A 15,979-nucleotide genomic window follows, 5' to 3' on the forward strand; every position below is an offset into this window, starting at 1 on the left:
CTCCTTAGCGCCTGCCACGTCCGCCACCACCGCCGCCTGCTCGCATCCCGCCGCCGCCGCCGCTTGGTCGGTTGAAATTCGACGACTGAGCGCTGGATCGGCCGCGGTTGAAGTCCTGTTGTGAGCGGCCACCGCCGCCGACGCCCTGAAAGGCGCCGTCGCGGCTAGCACCGCCGGTGCTGGGCCGCGCGGACGCTGCGGAGCGATCGCTGACGCCGGCGGTATTGGCGGCGCCAGCACGGTTTGCCGCGCCGGCGCCGTTGCCGCCAGCGGCCCGGTTGGCCACGCCGGCCTGGTTCGCTGCGCCGGTCCGGTCCGCTCCGCCAGCGTTGTCCCTGGTACTGGCGCGGTCACTCACCCCGGCGTCGTTCCTTGTATTCGCGCGGTCGCTTACCCCCGCGTTATCCCGCCCGCCGTTGCGATCGCCCGCACCGCCGTTGTTGCGTCCGTCTCCACGATCACCCGCGTTGTTGCGTCCGTCTCCACGATCACTCGCGTTGTTGCGGTCATTGCGGTCGCCCCGGTCACCTGCCTCGCCATTTCGACCGCGAAAATCACTGCGCGCATCCGAGCCGGAGACGTTCCTCGCGTACTTTTCACGCGACGCATTGTCGCGATACGCAACACCCTGGCGATGGCTCGCGTCATGCTGCCATTTGCCGCCCTGGACCTTGGTGCGATCAAAATTGCGATCGATATTGGCAGCTTTGTTGACGTTGATATTGACGTCGCCGCCGCCCCAGTTGCAGTTGCCGAAGATCGCGCCGGCGGCCGCCAGGCCGACGCCCCAGGCGAGGCCCGTGGCGAGCGCGGCGCCCGGATAATAAGCGGGTGCCGGCGGCCAATAGTAGGGCGGATAGCTTGGATAGCTCCAGGTGCCGTACACCACGGTAGGGTTGTAGGCCGGCACGTAGATGACTGCCGGGTTCGCCGGTTCGATCCGCACGATCGTCTGCGTCGCGGGTGCCCCCGCAGGTGCGGGCTCCACGCTTACATTTTGTTGTTCATTGGTCTTCAGGTTGCCTGCTTCCTGCGCACGCGCGCGCAAACGCTGCACGGCATCGAGAACGTCTTTCTCCTGGGCGAGAAAGGCGTCGCCTAGTTTCTGGGTCCAGTCAAGTTTGTCGTTCATCGGTTCCAGCGCCTGCGGAAACGCGACCAGCGATTTCACGCTGACATCCCACGGCTGACTCTGTACCGCCTTTACCGCCGCATCGCCCTTGAGTTTGGGATTCTCTTTGACCCAACGCGCGGCATGCACGATTTCCAGCGGATAGGTCGACGCCATCAGTACCTGAGACAGCACAGAGTCTGGATAAAGGGCGATCGGGGCCACCAGTGCCTCGATTTCCTCCGGCTTGAATGTGGGTCGCTGCGGCTGATCCTGGGCGGTCGCGTCGATCGAACCCACCATCAGCAGGGCGATGAACGCCACGCAGACTGCTCTCGTCAGTCTTTCAGTCCACCGATACATGGCAGGTTCTCCCAGCTGAGCACGATGTCAGACGGTGTGCGGATTTTTGTAGCCGGTTTTATTTCTAGTCTGGTCATGGGCCAAACAGTCGGAATCGTCAGCACGTTCTGAATCTATTCGCAAATTGAAACCGGCACACAGGTTTGGTCGCTGATTTGCCGGTTTCATCGCAGCTTCATTATTGAACCTTGCTTCGGCCCGTCACAATGAGCCTTTGGTCTTATGACGGCTGACTGTAAACGGTCTTTACCAGTATCAGCATTCTCGCGGGGCGGTGCGCTCAATGATCCTGATAAGACCAAGGTCCAATATCAGAGTCAGCAGCGTTCTTCTATTGTGCTCCCGAGGGGCGCGCGGCCGATTGCGCACTTGCGCAGTGACAATCGATGTTCGCACGCATTAACCACGAAGAACGCGTAGAACTCTTCGGCAGATATCGCCGCAAAACATTCACTGCGATCATCTCACGCCGACTTTGTTCAATTCAGTAACTGGAGAGAATAGTGAATCATATGAATAGGGTAATAACAGTTTCGTCGGTCCTGTTTGTTCTGAGTGCACCGTTGCAGTCATGGGCGCAAAACGATCAGAGCGCTCCGCACAGCGGCAGCAATGATGAGATCGTCAAGATGCGCATGGAAGTCGCCGCGGCCAACAAGGCGTATGACAGGAAAGTCGCTGCCGCCAAGAAAGTCTACGACCACAAGAAGGCAGAAGCTGCCAAGGAAAGAGACGCTGCAATTGCAACGGCTCATAACGGGGCACCCCAATGATGTGCAAGCACCTGCGATGCAATCGCCTACGCGGCATCGGTTTCGCGGTCACGCTTCATAACCTTCAGAGGCCTCACACTTCCAGGAGCGACCGAAGAAAAGTCCCGCGTCACGCGGGCCTCCCCGATTGACAGGGAGTTCTCTCGCGCCCTGCTGGAGGTAAGGCCGAACATCAAAGCCCGACCTGTAATTCTCCTCGCAGGCAGCGATCCGAGCTGGCTGGTTTGCATCATGACCGAACATCCAATCGAATGATGAAGGCAAACTGGACACTCGCCATCGCCACTGCGGTGCTATGCACAGGATCTTTCCATGCGTCAGCGCAGGAAATCGCGCTGTATGGCGGACCGTTGACCGGTGAGCACAGCCACTCTTACGCATGGTCGATCGACTATACGGAGGGAATCGGCCAGTACCTCGCCGGCAGCATCACATGGCTCAATGAAGGGCATATTCCTGATCATCATCGTGATGGCCCTCTGGTGCAAATGTGGGGCCGATTTCCATTCGCGCAGCGGCGTTTCGTCGTCGCGCTGGGCGTAGGTCCCTATCGCTACTTTGACACTGAAGCCGCTGAGCAGGGCCTCAGCTATTCGAATACGCATGGCTGGGGTGTCGTCTATAGCGCGCGTGCCACGTGGTATTCGTCGCAGCGCTTGACGGCGAATCTGCAACTCAATCATGTGCAGTTAGCGAACGGTCCGTCGACCACTGCGATCATGCTCGGCATGGGCTTTCAACTAGACGCACCTGAAACGCCGGGGCCGCGCGACTTCGCCGTGCCGCGCTCGCAGAAGGTCACGAATAACGAGGTGACGTTGCTTGCCGGGGCGACGATACTAAACAGTCCGGGATCCGAAACATCGATGGCGGAAGCCATCGAATACAGGCGCGGCCTGACCAACTATCTCGATGCGACGCTCGGCTATCTGCACGAAGGTAATGGGCTAACCGCGCGCCGGGACGGCATCACCGCGCAGCTCTGGCTCACACGCGCTTTCCTCAGCGAGCGTCTTGCGCTGGGCGTGGGTGCCGGTGTGTATGCGGCTATCCATCACGGTGAGACGAACGAAAATGGCGACAGCCAGGGGGACGGCATCATGTCTGCGCTTCTGTCCGTATCGGCATCGTATCGCGTCACGCGAAACTGGTCGGCGCGGATAACGTGGAATCGGGTGGCCACCCGTTACAGCCACGATACGGATGTCATCCTGGCCGGGATCGGCTACCGGTTCTAGTACGGTCAATGGTAAAGCTCAGAACAGGCGGGTGCGGTCGATCAAAGCTCGCGGAGGTGCGCGTGAGTGACGTAGGCGGGAGATATTTCCGAGCAGCGGGCGGGATCGCGTTCACCTCATGCGTACGGGAACGCGCGTCGAGGCCAACCAGGCAGAGCAGGGGTTGCAAAAACGAGGATCAATCCCCGCGCGTGACTGGTACCCGCCACGCGGCCATATCCGTGCTGAACGACGACATCTGCCTTCAATGGATCCGGCCATGGTGATCCGCAAAGCAGGCTCGCTGCTGGGAAGAATCTTCTATCAGCGCTGTTTCTATCTATTTCTGGTGCTGATGCTTTTCCTCTGTGCAGCACCGTTCACTGAGCCGACTCCGATCGGTCATTTCATCATCAATTGCGCGAACGCCTTCATTATTGTCGCCGCCGTGGCGTCAGTTGGCCGCACGACGACATCATGTGTGGTCGCAGTATTGTTCGCCGCGCCGGCGCTTGCATACCAGTGGATTGCGGTGGTGGGTGGAGATCCGCACGCGGCCGCGAAGGCATGGGGGTTCAGCGCTTTGCTGTACGCCACCACGATTGCCTACCTGCTTGATTACGTGTTTCGGCGGGATGTAATGACGACGGACAAGCTCTTTGGTGCCGCGTCGGCCTATTTGCTCCTCGGTGTCTTCTGGGGCTTTCTGTATGCGCTTGTCGATCATGTCTATTCCAGATCGTTCGCGCTGTTCGGGAGCCCTTCGCCACTCGTTCTGTTCGACTTTATCTATTTCAGTTTCACGGTCCTGACCAGTACCGGATTCGGAGATATATCGCCTCTGAGTCGTCAGGCACGCGGCATCTGCGTGATCGAACAGGTTGTCGGCGCATTGTTCCTTGCCATTCTGATTGCGCGGCTTGCTAGTGCATATCGGATGTCAGCGAAAATTCGTGAACAGGCTGCGCGAAAAAAGAGGCGCGCGTCTCCTTCTGAGGATTGATGGGGTTCCACGTCGGCGAACATCGTTTCGGGTCGGACTCGCCAATCAGTCCGATCAGTCCAATCAATATCCAACGCTAACTTCAGCGAAATGGGTAGCGACGAAATCCAGTCTGCCGTGCCAATCGGTCTTGTGCCACAAGGAGAGACTAGAACGACTTGCGCGCCTGCACCCAGCAATGCACGGACGTGTTGGCGTTCGTGCCGAGTATGTCCGGCGCGCGTCCGAACGGAAAAGCGACGCTGGCCGTGACGAGGAGCTTGTAAGGCCCATTCCACTGCACGCCGAAACCCGCGCTGCTCAGTTGGCCGGTGTTGGGCCCAGGCACGAACGTGTTCTTGAACTCCTGTACCCAGCCGGTATCGACGAACGCGGAAAACTGCCAGATACCGGGGACCTGCTGAAACGTCATGTCGTGCCGGTATTCCAGCGTCGCGAGGTAGCCGCGAGAACCCGACAGCACGCCCACGTCGTAGCCGCGCACGCTATCCGGTCCGCCGAGGTAGAACTGCTCCGACGTGTCGAGGTTCTTGCTCGCTAGCTGTCCTGAGAAGCCGAAGTAGAGGGCGTCGCTGCGAGTGAGTTGCTGTAGGCGTGACATCGACAACGCGAGCTTGACGTAGTGGCCCGCCGTGTCCGCCCCCAACTGGTCGATGATGTCGGTCTGCAGATTATCCGCAGCGAGCACGCCATATGTCATCGCGAGATGCGCGTTGACCACGCCGGTGGTATCGAGTTCGTCGCCTGCCAGCGTCGTCGTCACGCTGTTCGTGTTGCGGTCGTTCTGCAGTCCGATCACGTCGATGTTGTCGTTGAGCCTTCTGAAGTCATACTCGACCTGCCCATAGAGGTTGCCGCGCGTATTGCGGATCAGCGGCTGCGCGAGCACCACACCGCCCACGAAGGCCGACCCGTGCGACTCGAGATCGGACAGATCGTTGCCGAGGTGATAGTCGAGCCCGGACACCGTGGCGCCGAGCGTCGTGCCCTGTCCGTTGAGCAGATAGCGATAATCCATGCGCCCGTAGGTCATACCGTGGCCCGACGTCAACGCGCTGAAGTCGAGCAGGTCGCCCTGATTGAACGGGCCGTTGATGCTCAGATTGCCGCTGCCGCGCACGCGCCCGCTGTACGGGTCGCCGAAGTTGTCCACCCCGGCGTCGCCGGTCACGCGCTGCTGAGGCGCCACGTCGACGAGCAGATCGGAGGTGCCCACCTGGTCGCCGGGCCGCAGCGTCGAATTCACCTGCGCTCCGGGGATGTCCTGCAGCAGCAGCAACGTGCGTTCGAGCGTGAATTCGCTAACGGGCTGCCCGGACTGCAGCGCCGCGAGCGTGTTGTTCAATACGCGGCTCGATACCGCACTTTGATTATTCATCGACACCGCACCATAACGCGCCTCGGCAACGTCGATGCGCACGATCCCGTTGTCGAGCGTCTGCGCCGGCACGTAGGCGGTGGCGAGCGGAAAGCCGTGCTGGTGATACACGTCGCTGATGCGTTCGGCCAGCGCGTTCAGATCGCTCAGCGTGAGATCCTTGCCTTCGCTCGACGCCACGACCTGATGCAGCAGGTCGGTGGGCAGTTCCGTGTTGCCGGTGATCTCGATCTTGCGGACCGGAAAAGTCTTCGTGCTGTCCGGCGGGGCCGCGTTTTGCGGCTGGATCGTGAGATCGAGGTTAGACGGGGGCGGCTGAATCGGGCGCTGCGGCACCTGCTGAAGCAGTTGGCCGCTCCCGCTGTTGGGCGTCGTCGCGCGGACCTGAGCTTGCGCGGCAAGCGCCGTCGCAGCGAAGCTCATGGCGACACAGATTCGGGCTTTGCGTAAGCGGTTCAGGCGAATCTCGGTCATGTTTTCAGTTCGAAGATGTCGTGGGCCGCGGCAGCGCGCAGGGTCGATTACGTGTGTTCAGGCATTCGTCAATGGGCGGGCAGGTGAACGCCGCCGTTGAGCACCGTGAGCGCCAGGCCCGGTTGGAAATCCGGCCGTGACACGTTGCGCTGGTTAGGGTGATCCGACTCCATCTGATTGCCGGCGTAGTGACCCTGCGCGGAATCGGGCGCCGTGCCATACGGCGTCTCGATGCCGTCCGGTCCGAGCGGTGACTGAACATGGGCCAGCGCTCCCGATGGCACCGGCGCGACCGGCGTCACGATGTCGGCGCTTAGACCCGACGGCTGCACGAGTACGTAATTGCCTGCATCGGGACCGTTGATCGTCATTGCCGTGCTGACCGGCTTGTTGATGCCGGGGTTGGGGTCCCTGAAGTAGCCCTGCGTATCGTTGCCGAGCGTCACGCCGTCGCTGCCGAGCACGCCGGAAAGTCTGTCGCCGTGAAGCGCGTCGAAGACGGTGCCGTCGTATGTCCGGTTGGTTGTCTGCGTTCCCAGCACGGTGAGCGTCGCGGGCGTGATGCCGACCCAGTCCACGCCGCCGAGCAGCGTGTAGTTGCTCGCCAGCGCTGCGCCGTTGCCGGTGAGCGCATAGCCGGCGAGGCCGCCGGGCGCGAACGCGACCTGATTGCCAACGTTTTTCGTGGACAGCGTTCCACTGCCGGACAGCGTCAGGCTCTCGCCATTCACGCCTTCCAGCGTTCCTTTCGTGCCGAACAGGCTCGCCGCTGCGTCGGTGCCTGCGTCGTACACGCGGCTGCCCGTGAGGTTGAGGACGAACGGCGTAATGGCGGCCGCGGTGGTCGCTACGGTGTTGAACGTGTAGTTGCCCGCGTCCGCGCCGCTGCCAGCGATTCCCGTCACGAGGACCGGTATGTTGCTTCCGGCATTCGGCGTCACAAAGTTGGCCGACTGCGCGCTGAACGTGACGCTGTCGCCGCTCACGATGCCGCTACTGCCCAGACTGACCGACGCCGTACGTGTGCCGTCGTAGATCTTGTTCGCGCCCGTCGCGGTCACGTTGACGGCCAGCGGCGTAATGGTGACCCAGTCGACGCCGCCAGCCAGCGTGTAATTGCTCGCGAGCACCGGGCCGTTGCCGGCCAGCGTGTAGCCGGCGAGGCCGTTTGCGGCGAATGGCTGTTGCGAGCCCGCGTTGCGACTGGACAGCGTGCCCGTACCGCCGAGCGTCAGCGTCTGGCCTGCTACGCCGGTGAGTTGACCGCCGTTGCCGAACAGGCTCGCGCTCGCCTGATTGCTGCCGTCGTAGACCCGCGTGCCGGTCAGGTTCAGCACGGCCGGCGTGATATTCGCCGACGTAATCGCCGAAGTATTCCACGTGTAATTGCCGATATCGCTACCCGTTCCGGCGATGCCCGCCACATCGACCTGAATGCCGTTGCCCGCGTTCGGCGACACGAAGTTCGCGCTGCCCGCCGTGAACGCGGCCGAGTCGCCCGTGACCAGCCCGCTCACGCCAAGCCCGGTGAGCACCGCCGCGGTGGTGGCGTCGTAGGTTTTATTCTGCGCGCCTGCGGTGATGGTCAGCGCGCGCGGTGTAATGTCGGCGCTCGTCGCCACCACCCGGCTGCCGAACGTGTAGTTACTAATGTCGGCGCCGTCGCCGTACAGGCCCACGGTGATCGGAATATTCGTGCCGACATTGCGCGTGATGAAGGTCGCCGATGTGTAGCCGACCGACACGTTATCGCCCGCTACGAGGCCGGTCACATTGAAACTCGCGAGTTGTGCCGCCGTCGTGCCGTCATAGATCTTGTTGCCGCCGGTGGCCGTGATCGAGATCGGTTTCGGCGTAATGTTGACCGAGTCACCGACACCGTTGCCGAGCGTGTAGTTACTGGCGAGCGCGCCGTTGTCGCCCGTCAGCGTATAGCCTGCAATACCGTTAGCCGCAAACGGCTGCTGCTGGTTGACGTTCTTGCTCGCCAGCGTGCCGGTGCCCGCGAGCGTCAGCGTTTCGCCGTTCACGCCAGCAAGCACGCCTGCGTTGCCGAACAGCGCGGCGTTGGCGCCCGCCGTGCCGTCGTACACCCGCGAGCCTTGCAGTACCAGCACGTACGGGAAGATGTCCGCCGCGGTGGTCGCGCTCGTGTTGAACGTGTAGTTGCGCGCATCCGCGCCGCTGGCCGTAATTCCGCTGACTGTCACGGGGATCCCGTTGCCCGCGTTCGGTGTCGCAAAGTTCGCGCTGCCAAAGCCGAAGCTCACGGCGTCGCCCGCGAGTATCCCGCTTGGCGCGATGGTCGCCGTAGCGGTGGTCGTGCCGTTGTAGTAACGGCTCTCGGCACTCGCGCCGACGCTCACGGCAAGCGGGTTGACCGTCACCCAGTCGGTGCCGCCGGTGAACGTGTAGTTCGCGGGCAGCGCGCCGTTATTGCCGGTGAGCGTGAAGCCCGCGAGTCCGTTGGCCGCAAACGGCACTTCGGTGCCCGCATTCTTTGTCGACAGCGTGCCGGTGCCGGACAGCGTCAGCGTCTCGCCGTTCGTGCCGGTCAGCACGCCGCTGTTGCCGAACAGGCTCGCGCTCGCGCCGGTCGTGCTGTCGTAGGTGCGGGCGCCGGTCAGATTCAGCACGAACGGCAGGATGTTCGCGGTCGTCGTCGCCACCGTGTTGTAGGTGTAGTTGCCAGCGTCGGTGCCGCTTGCCGCGATGCCGGTTACCGTGACCGGAATGGCGTTGCCCGCATTCGGCGTCGCGAAGTTCGCGTTGGCGGGGGTGAAGGCAAAGTTCACGGTGTCGCCGGTCAGCACACCCGTGCTGCCTACCGTTGCGGTCGCCGCGGTGGTGCCGTCGTAGGTCTTGTTCTGCGCGCTCGTCGTCACCGTAATGCCGCGCGGCGTGATGTTGCCCGTCAGGCCGGAGGGTTGAGTCAGCACGTAATTGGTGGCGTCAGTGCCGCCGATGGTCATTGTGGACGGCGTCACCGGCTTGCCGTTGCCGACGTTCTTGTCGGCGAAGGTGCCGGTGGCGTCGTTGCCGAGCGTCACGGTGTCGCCCGCGAACACGCCCGCGAGCGTCGCGCCGCTCAGCGTTGCCGCTGTCGTCGCGTCGTACACCTTGGGGTTCACCGTCGTGCCCGTCACCGTGAGCGTGGCGGGTGAAATCGCGACCCAGTCGGTGCCTCCCGCGAACGTGTAATTGCTGCTCAGCGCGCCGGCGTTGCCGGTGAGCGTGAACCCGGCGAGCCCGTTCGCGGCGAACGGCTGCGCGCTGTTCACGTTCTTGCTCGCCAATGTGCCGGTGCCGGACAGTGTCAGGGTCTCGCCATTCGTGCCCGTCAGCACGCCGTTAGCGCCGAACAGACCTGCGTTTGCATTGGCGGTCGAATCGTAGACGCGCGCACCCTGCAGATTCAGCACGAACGGCGTGATGTCGGCGCTCGTGGTCGCGCTCGTGTTCTGCAGCGTGTAGTTGCCCGAGTCGGCGCCGCTGAGGTTGATGCCCGCCACCGCAATGCTGATGTTGTTGCCGACATTCTTCGTCGCGAAGTTGGCGGAGCTATCACCGAGCACCACGCTGTCGCCCGCGACAACGTTCGGGCTGCTCAGCGCGACCGTTGCCGTGGTGGTGCCGTCGTAGACCTTGTTGCTGCCGGTCGCCGTGACCACGATGATGGGCAGCGCCGTGATGCTCGCAGTGAGGCCGGCGGGTTGTATCAGCAGGTAGTTGCCGGCGTCGGTGCCCGAGATCGTCATGCCGGTCGTCACGGGCTTGTTGGTGCCGACATTCTTGTCGTTGAACTGGCCGACAGTGTCCGCGCCGAGCGTCACTGTGTCGCCGGTCAGCACGCCTTCGGGCGTCGCGCCCGTCAACTGCGCGTTGGTGTTGCCGTCGTACTGCTTGTTTTGCGCGACCGTATTCGCGACGGTCAGCGTCGCGGGCGTAATCGTTACCCAGTCCGTGCCGCCGTTGAGCGTGTAGTTGCTGGCGAGGCCGGTGCCGTTGGCGAGCGCGAGCGTGCCGAAGTTCGCGAACGGCACCTGGTTGCCGACGTTCTTGGTCGTGAGCGTGCCCGCGCCGCTCAGGCTCAGCGTTTCGCCATTGACGCCGTTGATCGAGCCGCTCGTCGCGAAGAGGTTCGAGTTGGCGCTGGTGGTGGTGTCGTAGACGCGCGTGCCCTGCAGATTCAGCACGCGCGGCAGGATGTTAGCCGCCGTATTGGCCGACGAGTTGATCAGCGTGTAGTTCGACGCATCCGCACCGCTCAGCGTGATGCCCGTCACCGTCACCGGCAGATTGCTGCCGACGTTGGCCTGCGAGAAGTTGGCGGAATAGCCGGAGAAGGTCACCGCGTCGGTCGTCACCAGACCTGGGCTCGCGAGGTTGACCTGGGCCGCCGTCGTGCCGTCGTACTGTTTGTCGATACCGCTTGCCGTCACGCGGACCAGCGCAGCCGTGATGTCGGCGGTGAGTCCGGTGGGCTGCGCCAGCACGTAGTTGCCGGCATCGGTGCCGGAGATAGTCATGCTGGTGCTGACCGGCTTTGCCGTGCCCACGTTCTTGTTGTTGAAGGTGCCGGTCGTATCGTTGCCCAATGCGACCGTGTCGCTGCCCAGCACGCCGGACAGCAGCGCGTTCTGCAACGCGGCCGTGGTCGTGCCGTCGTAGGTCTTGTTCAGCGCGACCGTGTTGAGCACCGTCAACGTGGCGGGGGTAATGGTCACCCAGTCCACGCCGCCTAGCAGTGTGTAGTTGCTCGCCAGCCCGGTGCCATTGCCGAGCGTCAGCGTGCCCAGGCTGGTGAACGGGATCTGCTTGCCAACGTTCTTGCTCGTCAGCGTGCCGTTGCCGCTCAGCGTCAGCGTTTCGCCGTTCACGCCGTCAACCGCTCCGGCGCTCGCGAACAGGTTGGCGTTGGCGCCGGTCGTCGCGTCGTACACGCGCGTGCCGGTGAGGTTGATGACCTTTGCGGTGATCTGTCCGAGCGTGCCGTTCGCCTGGGTTGGCAGGCTGTAGTTCGACAGGTTGGTGCCGAGCGCGGCGGCGTAATCGGATGGCTCCAGCGTCGCGCCGATACCGACATTAGTCCCCGCGTTCGGCGACAGGTAGCCGCTCGCCGCAGTCTGCGTGACGGTGGCACTCTGGTTGCCGACGAAGCCCGAGACGGTGAAGTCGGACGCGCCCAGCGTCACCGATGTCGTGCCGTCGTAGGCCTTGATGGGATTGCCCGTGATCGTCACGATCAGCGGCGCGGGATTGATGTTGGCGAACAGGTTCGACGGCTGCGAAACTGAGTAGTTGCCGGCCTGCGCGCCGGCGAGCGTAAAGCCGTTCGCCGTGACCTGGAGGTTCGTGCCCGCGTTCGCCGTGGCGAACTGACCGCTTGCGCTGCCGGACGCGAGCGTGACGTTGTCGTTGCCGAGCACGCCGGTCAGACTTGCGCCGCTGCTGTTGACGGTGGCGGCCGTGGTGCCGTCGTAGTTTTTGTTGTTCGCGATTGCGCCGCTGATAACCAGCGGCGCAGGCGTGATGTTGGCGGTCAGGCCTGCGAGCGGCTGCAACGTGTAGTTGGCGGCCGCGCTGCCGGTAATGCCGAATCCGCTCGCGGTCACCGCAATGCCGTTGCCGACGTTCGATTGCGCGAACGTGCCGGTTGTCGACGTAGTGAGCGTCACATTGCCCGCGTCGACCGGCACCACACCCGACAGCGCGGCGCTGCTCACGTTGAGCGTATCGGCGGTGGTCGTGTCGTAGACCTTGTTGGTCGCCCGCGCATTGATGATGAAGAGCGGGGCCGGCGTGATCGTGCCGAGGCCGGCAGCCGAGGTGGGCAGCAGGTAGTTGCTGAGCAGCGTGCCGTTGCCCGCCGCGTAGTTGCCTGGCACGAGCGCGCCGCTGACAATCCGGTTGCCCGCGTCGGCCTGCGCATAGTTGAACTGCGCGGACGGCGTGATAGTTGCGCCTTCGCCGCTCACCAGACCGCCTATGCGGAAGTTGCCGCTGTCCACGCGAGCGATCGAATCGCCGTTGTAGACCTTGGTCGGATTGCCGATGATCGTCACCGTGAGCTGCGCTGGAAGAATGGTGCCGGTGCCGTATGCGGTGATTGGGAACGAGTAGTTGTTCAGGTTCGTGCCGGGCCCCGCCGTGAGATCCGCGACCGCGAGCGAGGCCGTCACGCCCTGCGAGCCCGCGTTCTTTGTCGCGTAGGCGCCGGTGACGGTGTGCGAGACCGTCGCGCTATCCGTGCCGACAAAACCGCTGAAGGTGAAATCGTTCGCTGGAATCGTGGCGATCGTGTTGCCGTCGTAGGTCTTCGACGGATTGTTCGTGATCGATGCCGACAACCCGCCGTCAATCGTGCGCTGGATGATCGTGCCCATGCCCGCAGCGAGGATCGGCAACGCGTAGTTCGACAGTAACGTGTTCGGGCCCGCCTGGAAATTGCCCGCACTCACCGACGTGCTCACTCCCTGGTAGCCGACATTGGGCGTCGCGTACGAGCCGGTGGTCGGGAACGGGGTCAGCGCGATCGACTCGCCGGGAATCGCGCCGAGCACCTCGTAATTGCCGGCGCCGAGCGAGGCGGTCGCGGTCCCGTCGTAGACCTTGGTTGGGTTGTTGATGATGTTCACTTCGACGGGCGCGGGCGTGATGATGCCGGTCGGCGACGTCACCACGTTGGGAAACGTGTAGTTCGACATCGACGTGCCGGCGGCCGGCACGAAGTCCGAAGGCCGCAATGCGGCGGTGATCGTGATGCCCGTGCCGGCATTCGGCGATGCATAGGACGCCGAGTCCTGACCGATGGTTGCGCTCTGGCCGCCCACAAAACCCGAGATCGTGTAGTTCGACTGATCCAGCGTCGCGTTCGCGCTGCCGTCGTAGACCTTGGTCGGCGAGCCGAGGAAGGTGACTGTGAGCGGCGCAGGCGTGATGTTCGCGGTCAGGCCGGAAATGGCGGCGACGGAGTAGTTGCTGGCAGCCGATCCACCGAGCGTAAAGCCGGCCGTCGATACGGCCAGGTTGTTGCCCACGTTCGACTGGCTGAACGTGCCGGTCGCGCCGCTCGTCGACAGCGAGACGTTGCCCTGGTCCGCCGGCACGAGTCCCGAAATCGTTGCGCTGCCGAGATTGAGCGTTGCCGTGGTCGTGGCGTCGTAGACCTTGTCGTTCGCGCTGACGCCGGTGATCGTGATCGATTTCGGTGTGATGTTCGCGGCGAGATAGGCCGGCACCGAAATCTCGTAGTTGCCCGCCTTCGCGCCCGTCAGCGTGAAGCCCGAGGGCAGCACCGCAATCTGGTTGCCCACGTTCGGCGACGCGAATGTGCCGGCCGCCCCGGCTGTGTTCAGCGAAACCTGGCCGCTGTCCGCGCTGATCACGCCGAACAGCGATGCACCGCCTGAGTTGAGAGTGGCCGCGCGGGTGCCGTCATAGACCTTGTTGTTGGCGATCAGTCCGCTGATGAGCAACGGCGCGGGCGTGATGGTGCCGGTTCCGGCCGCCGTGGCCGGCAGAATGTAGTTCGCCAGGTTCGTGCCGCTGCTGGCGACGAAATTGGTCGACGTGAAACTGGCGTTGACCGGAATGCCCGTACCGGCATTGGCGCTCGCGTAGGCGACCGAACTGGCCTGGTTGACGGATGCGCCTTGTCCCGCGACGAAGCCGGTCAGGCTGTAGTTGCTGGCGGTGAGCGACGCCGACGTGGAGCCGTCATAGACGGTGGTCGGGTTGTTGACGATGGTCGCGGTGACCGGCGCAGGCGTGATCGTGCCGATATCCGCCGAGACCTGACCTCGCGCCTGATAACCGTACACAGGAATGCCGCCCGATGTTTCGATGACGACGCCCGCGAAGGTCGTCGGCGAATTCACCGTGATGTTCGCGCCCGCGTTAGAGGTCGCATATGTACCCGTGGCGCTAGTGACCACGTCGCCATTGACGAGGCCAGTCGTCTGCAGGTTTGCACTGCTCAGGTCTGCTGTGGCGGTGCCGTCGTAGACCTTGGTCACGCTGCCGGTCAGCCCTGTCAGCGTGATGGTGGGCGCGAGGCTGTACAGGAAGCCGTCCCCGCTGGCCGCGGGCGTGGTGCCGTACGGCGCGTTGTACTGAATGAATGACGGTGCGAGACGGCCTGCCGTGTCGAGCCGCGGGTCGCTCGAATAGATTCGCCACGCTGCGGAGGTGCCCGTGCTGACCGCCGCCGCGCCCGCGTTGTTGATGAAGTTTGCGTTCGTCGCGAGCGTGACGCCCGCGCCTCCCGTGATCGCCGCGCCTGCCGCGATCGTCAGATTGCCCGCGCCGGCCTGCATGGTCACCGCACCCGCGCCGCTCACCGATGCGTTCACGTTGATCGCGTTGAGCGCCTGGAGCGTCAGGCTGGCGGCAGCGTTGGTCCAGCTAATCGCCGAGTTGACGTTGATGTCGCCCGCGCCCGGGGTCTGCTGGCCCGCGCCGGTCGCGCCCGACGCCGTGGTCTGCTCGATGATGTTGGTGCCGCCGTTCAGCGTGTCCGAAATCTGGCTGGCCGCGGTGGCGTCGATGGTCAGATCGGTCGGATCGACCAGCCAGGTGCCTGCTCGCCCGAACGGCGCCGCTGCCGTGATACGCGCGTCGGGCGCGAGGCTGAAGTGCGCCGCCGAGGTCTCGATCGACCCGCCGTTGCCGCCGTTCGGCGCGCTCGCATCCAGCGTGCCGCCGACGTTGACCGATCCTGCTTCCATGCCGCCGAGCAGGACAATCTTGCCGTCACGATCCGCGACAGTCTGGGCGCGGATTTTGCCCGTGTTGTTCACGGCGCTCGCGAGTAGCGCATCCTTCGCGCCGGCAGTCATGATGACCTGGCCGCCATCGGCCACCAGAAGCTGGCGGTTCTCGGCCAGATTGTCGAGGGTGCTGGCGTTCACCTGAATATGAACGAGTTGCGAGCCGTCGAAGGTGAGCGTGGCGGCGCTGCCGCCAGCCAATGCAATCGTACCCAGCCGCGCGCTGACGATGCCCTGGTTAGAAACGTGATTGCCGAGCAGCGCCACGTAACCGCCGTCGGCCGCCACAATCGAACCCTGATTGACGATCGCGCCTTTGCCGTTACCCGAGAACACCCGCTTATCGCTGTTGAGCGTGCTTGCATCCAGGTCAAGCGTGGAGGCGACGATACCCCCGACGTTCACTCGCGCCGACGGGCCGAAAAGTACGCCATTGGGATTGATCAGCCAGACCTGTCCGTTAGCGCTCAGGTGACCGAGGATCTGACTGGGTGTGCTGCCGAAAATACGATTGACGGCGATTGAGCCGCGTCCAGGCTGGACGAAATTCACGGATTGAGCCGCGCCCACGTTGAAGCTCTGCCAGCTTAGCTGGAGGGTAGGGCTGCTTTGCTGGATGGTGGTCGTCGCGCCCGACTGGCTGATCGTTCCGCTGCCTGCGGTGATCTGGCCGCCAACCGGAGCGCCCGCCGCATACACCGTCCCGGCCCAAAGGAAGGGTACGCAGGTAGCGAGGACGGTAATCGCGCGTCGCGCACCCTGACTGGCCTTGCTTGCGCCGTTGCCAGGGCGTCGGCGCGCAAGCTCCGATGCGACCACCCATTGCCTCAACGAACGGCTCCAGCACAAGCGATAAATGTGATTCATGGCATCGCCCATCCTCGACGGG

General features: G+C 63.6%; 6 protein-coding genes. 3 read left to right on the forward strand and 3 right to left on the reverse strand.

Annotated features, from left to right (window positions below):
* Positions 1-4 precede the first annotated feature (4 nt).
* Positions 5-1,474 carry a DUF3300 domain-containing protein gene (locus tag LMG28727_RS04210; RefSeq protein ID WP_201641050.1) on the reverse strand — a complete coding sequence of 490 codons (1,470 nt, stop codon included), beginning with the start codon at positions 1,472-1,474 and terminating at the stop codon, positions 5-7.
* A gap of 512 nt (positions 1,475-1,986) precedes the next feature.
* On the opposite strand from LMG28727_RS04210, the gene LMG28727_RS04215 reads away from it, so the two are divergent.
* The 3 genes from LMG28727_RS04215 to LMG28727_RS04225 all read left to right on the forward strand — a co-directional run bounded on the left by LMG28727_RS04215 (position 1,987) and on the right by LMG28727_RS04225 (position 4,467).
* The gene (locus LMG28727_RS04215; protein WP_201641355.1) at positions 1,987-2,247 is read left to right on the forward strand and encodes a hypothetical protein; all 261 of its coding nucleotides are present in this window, start codon (positions 1,987-1,989) and stop codon (positions 2,245-2,247) included.
* A gap of 254 nt (positions 2,248-2,501) precedes the next feature.
* On the forward strand, positions 2,502-3,485 hold the full coding sequence (locus LMG28727_RS04220; RefSeq protein WP_201641356.1) for a hypothetical protein: 984 nt from the start codon (positions 2,502-2,504) through the stop codon (positions 3,483-3,485).
* A 259-nt stretch (positions 3,486-3,744) separates the two neighbouring features.
* Positions 3,745-4,467: a potassium channel family protein gene (locus tag LMG28727_RS04225; protein ID WP_201641051.1), complete on the forward strand. Its 723-nt coding sequence runs from the start codon at positions 3,745-3,747 to the stop codon at positions 4,465-4,467.
* Between the two features lie 148 nt (positions 4,468-4,615).
* Here LMG28727_RS04225 and LMG28727_RS04230 read toward each other — a convergent pair whose 3' ends face one another.
* Both LMG28727_RS04230 and LMG28727_RS04235 read right to left on the reverse strand, forming a co-directional pair.
* The gene (locus LMG28727_RS04230; protein WP_201641052.1) at positions 4,616-6,319 is read right to left on the reverse strand and encodes a ShlB/FhaC/HecB family hemolysin secretion/activation protein; all 1,704 of its coding nucleotides are present in this window, start codon (positions 6,317-6,319) and stop codon (positions 4,616-4,618) included.
* A gap of 68 nt (positions 6,320-6,387) precedes the next feature.
* The gene (locus LMG28727_RS04235; RefSeq protein WP_201641053.1) at positions 6,388-15,957 is read right to left on the reverse strand and encodes a YDG domain-containing protein; all 9,570 of its coding nucleotides are present in this window, start codon (positions 15,955-15,957) and stop codon (positions 6,388-6,390) included.
* Positions 15,958-15,979: the final 22 nt, after the last annotated feature.

Origin of the sequence: Paraburkholderia metrosideri (genome assembly GCF_904848625.1) — a bacterium.
GTDB classification, from domain to species: Bacteria; Pseudomonadota; Gammaproteobacteria; order Burkholderiales; family Burkholderiaceae; genus Paraburkholderia; species Paraburkholderia metrosideri.

Bases quoted from the DNA above. Each gene is read 5' to 3' on its own strand.
- LMG28727_RS04215 (WP_201641355.1), top strand. From the start codon at position 1,987: ATGAATAGGGTAATAACAGTTTCGTCGGTCCTGTTTGTTCTGAGTGCA.
- LMG28727_RS04230 (WP_201641052.1), bottom strand. From the start codon at position 6,319: ATGACCGAGATTCGCCTGAACCGCTTACGCAAAGCCCGAATCTGTGTC.
- LMG28727_RS04220 (WP_201641356.1), top strand. From the start codon at position 2,502: ATGAAGGCAAACTGGACACTCGCCATCGCCACTGCGGTGCTATGCACA.
- LMG28727_RS04210 (WP_201641050.1), bottom strand. From the start codon at position 1,474: ATGTATCGGTGGACTGAAAGACTGACGAGAGCAGTCTGCGTGGCGTTC.
- LMG28727_RS04225 (WP_201641051.1), top strand. From the start codon at position 3,745: ATGGTGATCCGCAAAGCAGGCTCGCTGCTGGGAAGAATCTTCTATCAG.
- LMG28727_RS04235 (WP_201641053.1), bottom strand. From the start codon at position 15,957: ATGAATCACATTTATCGCTTGTGCTGGAGCCGTTCGTTGAGGCAATGG.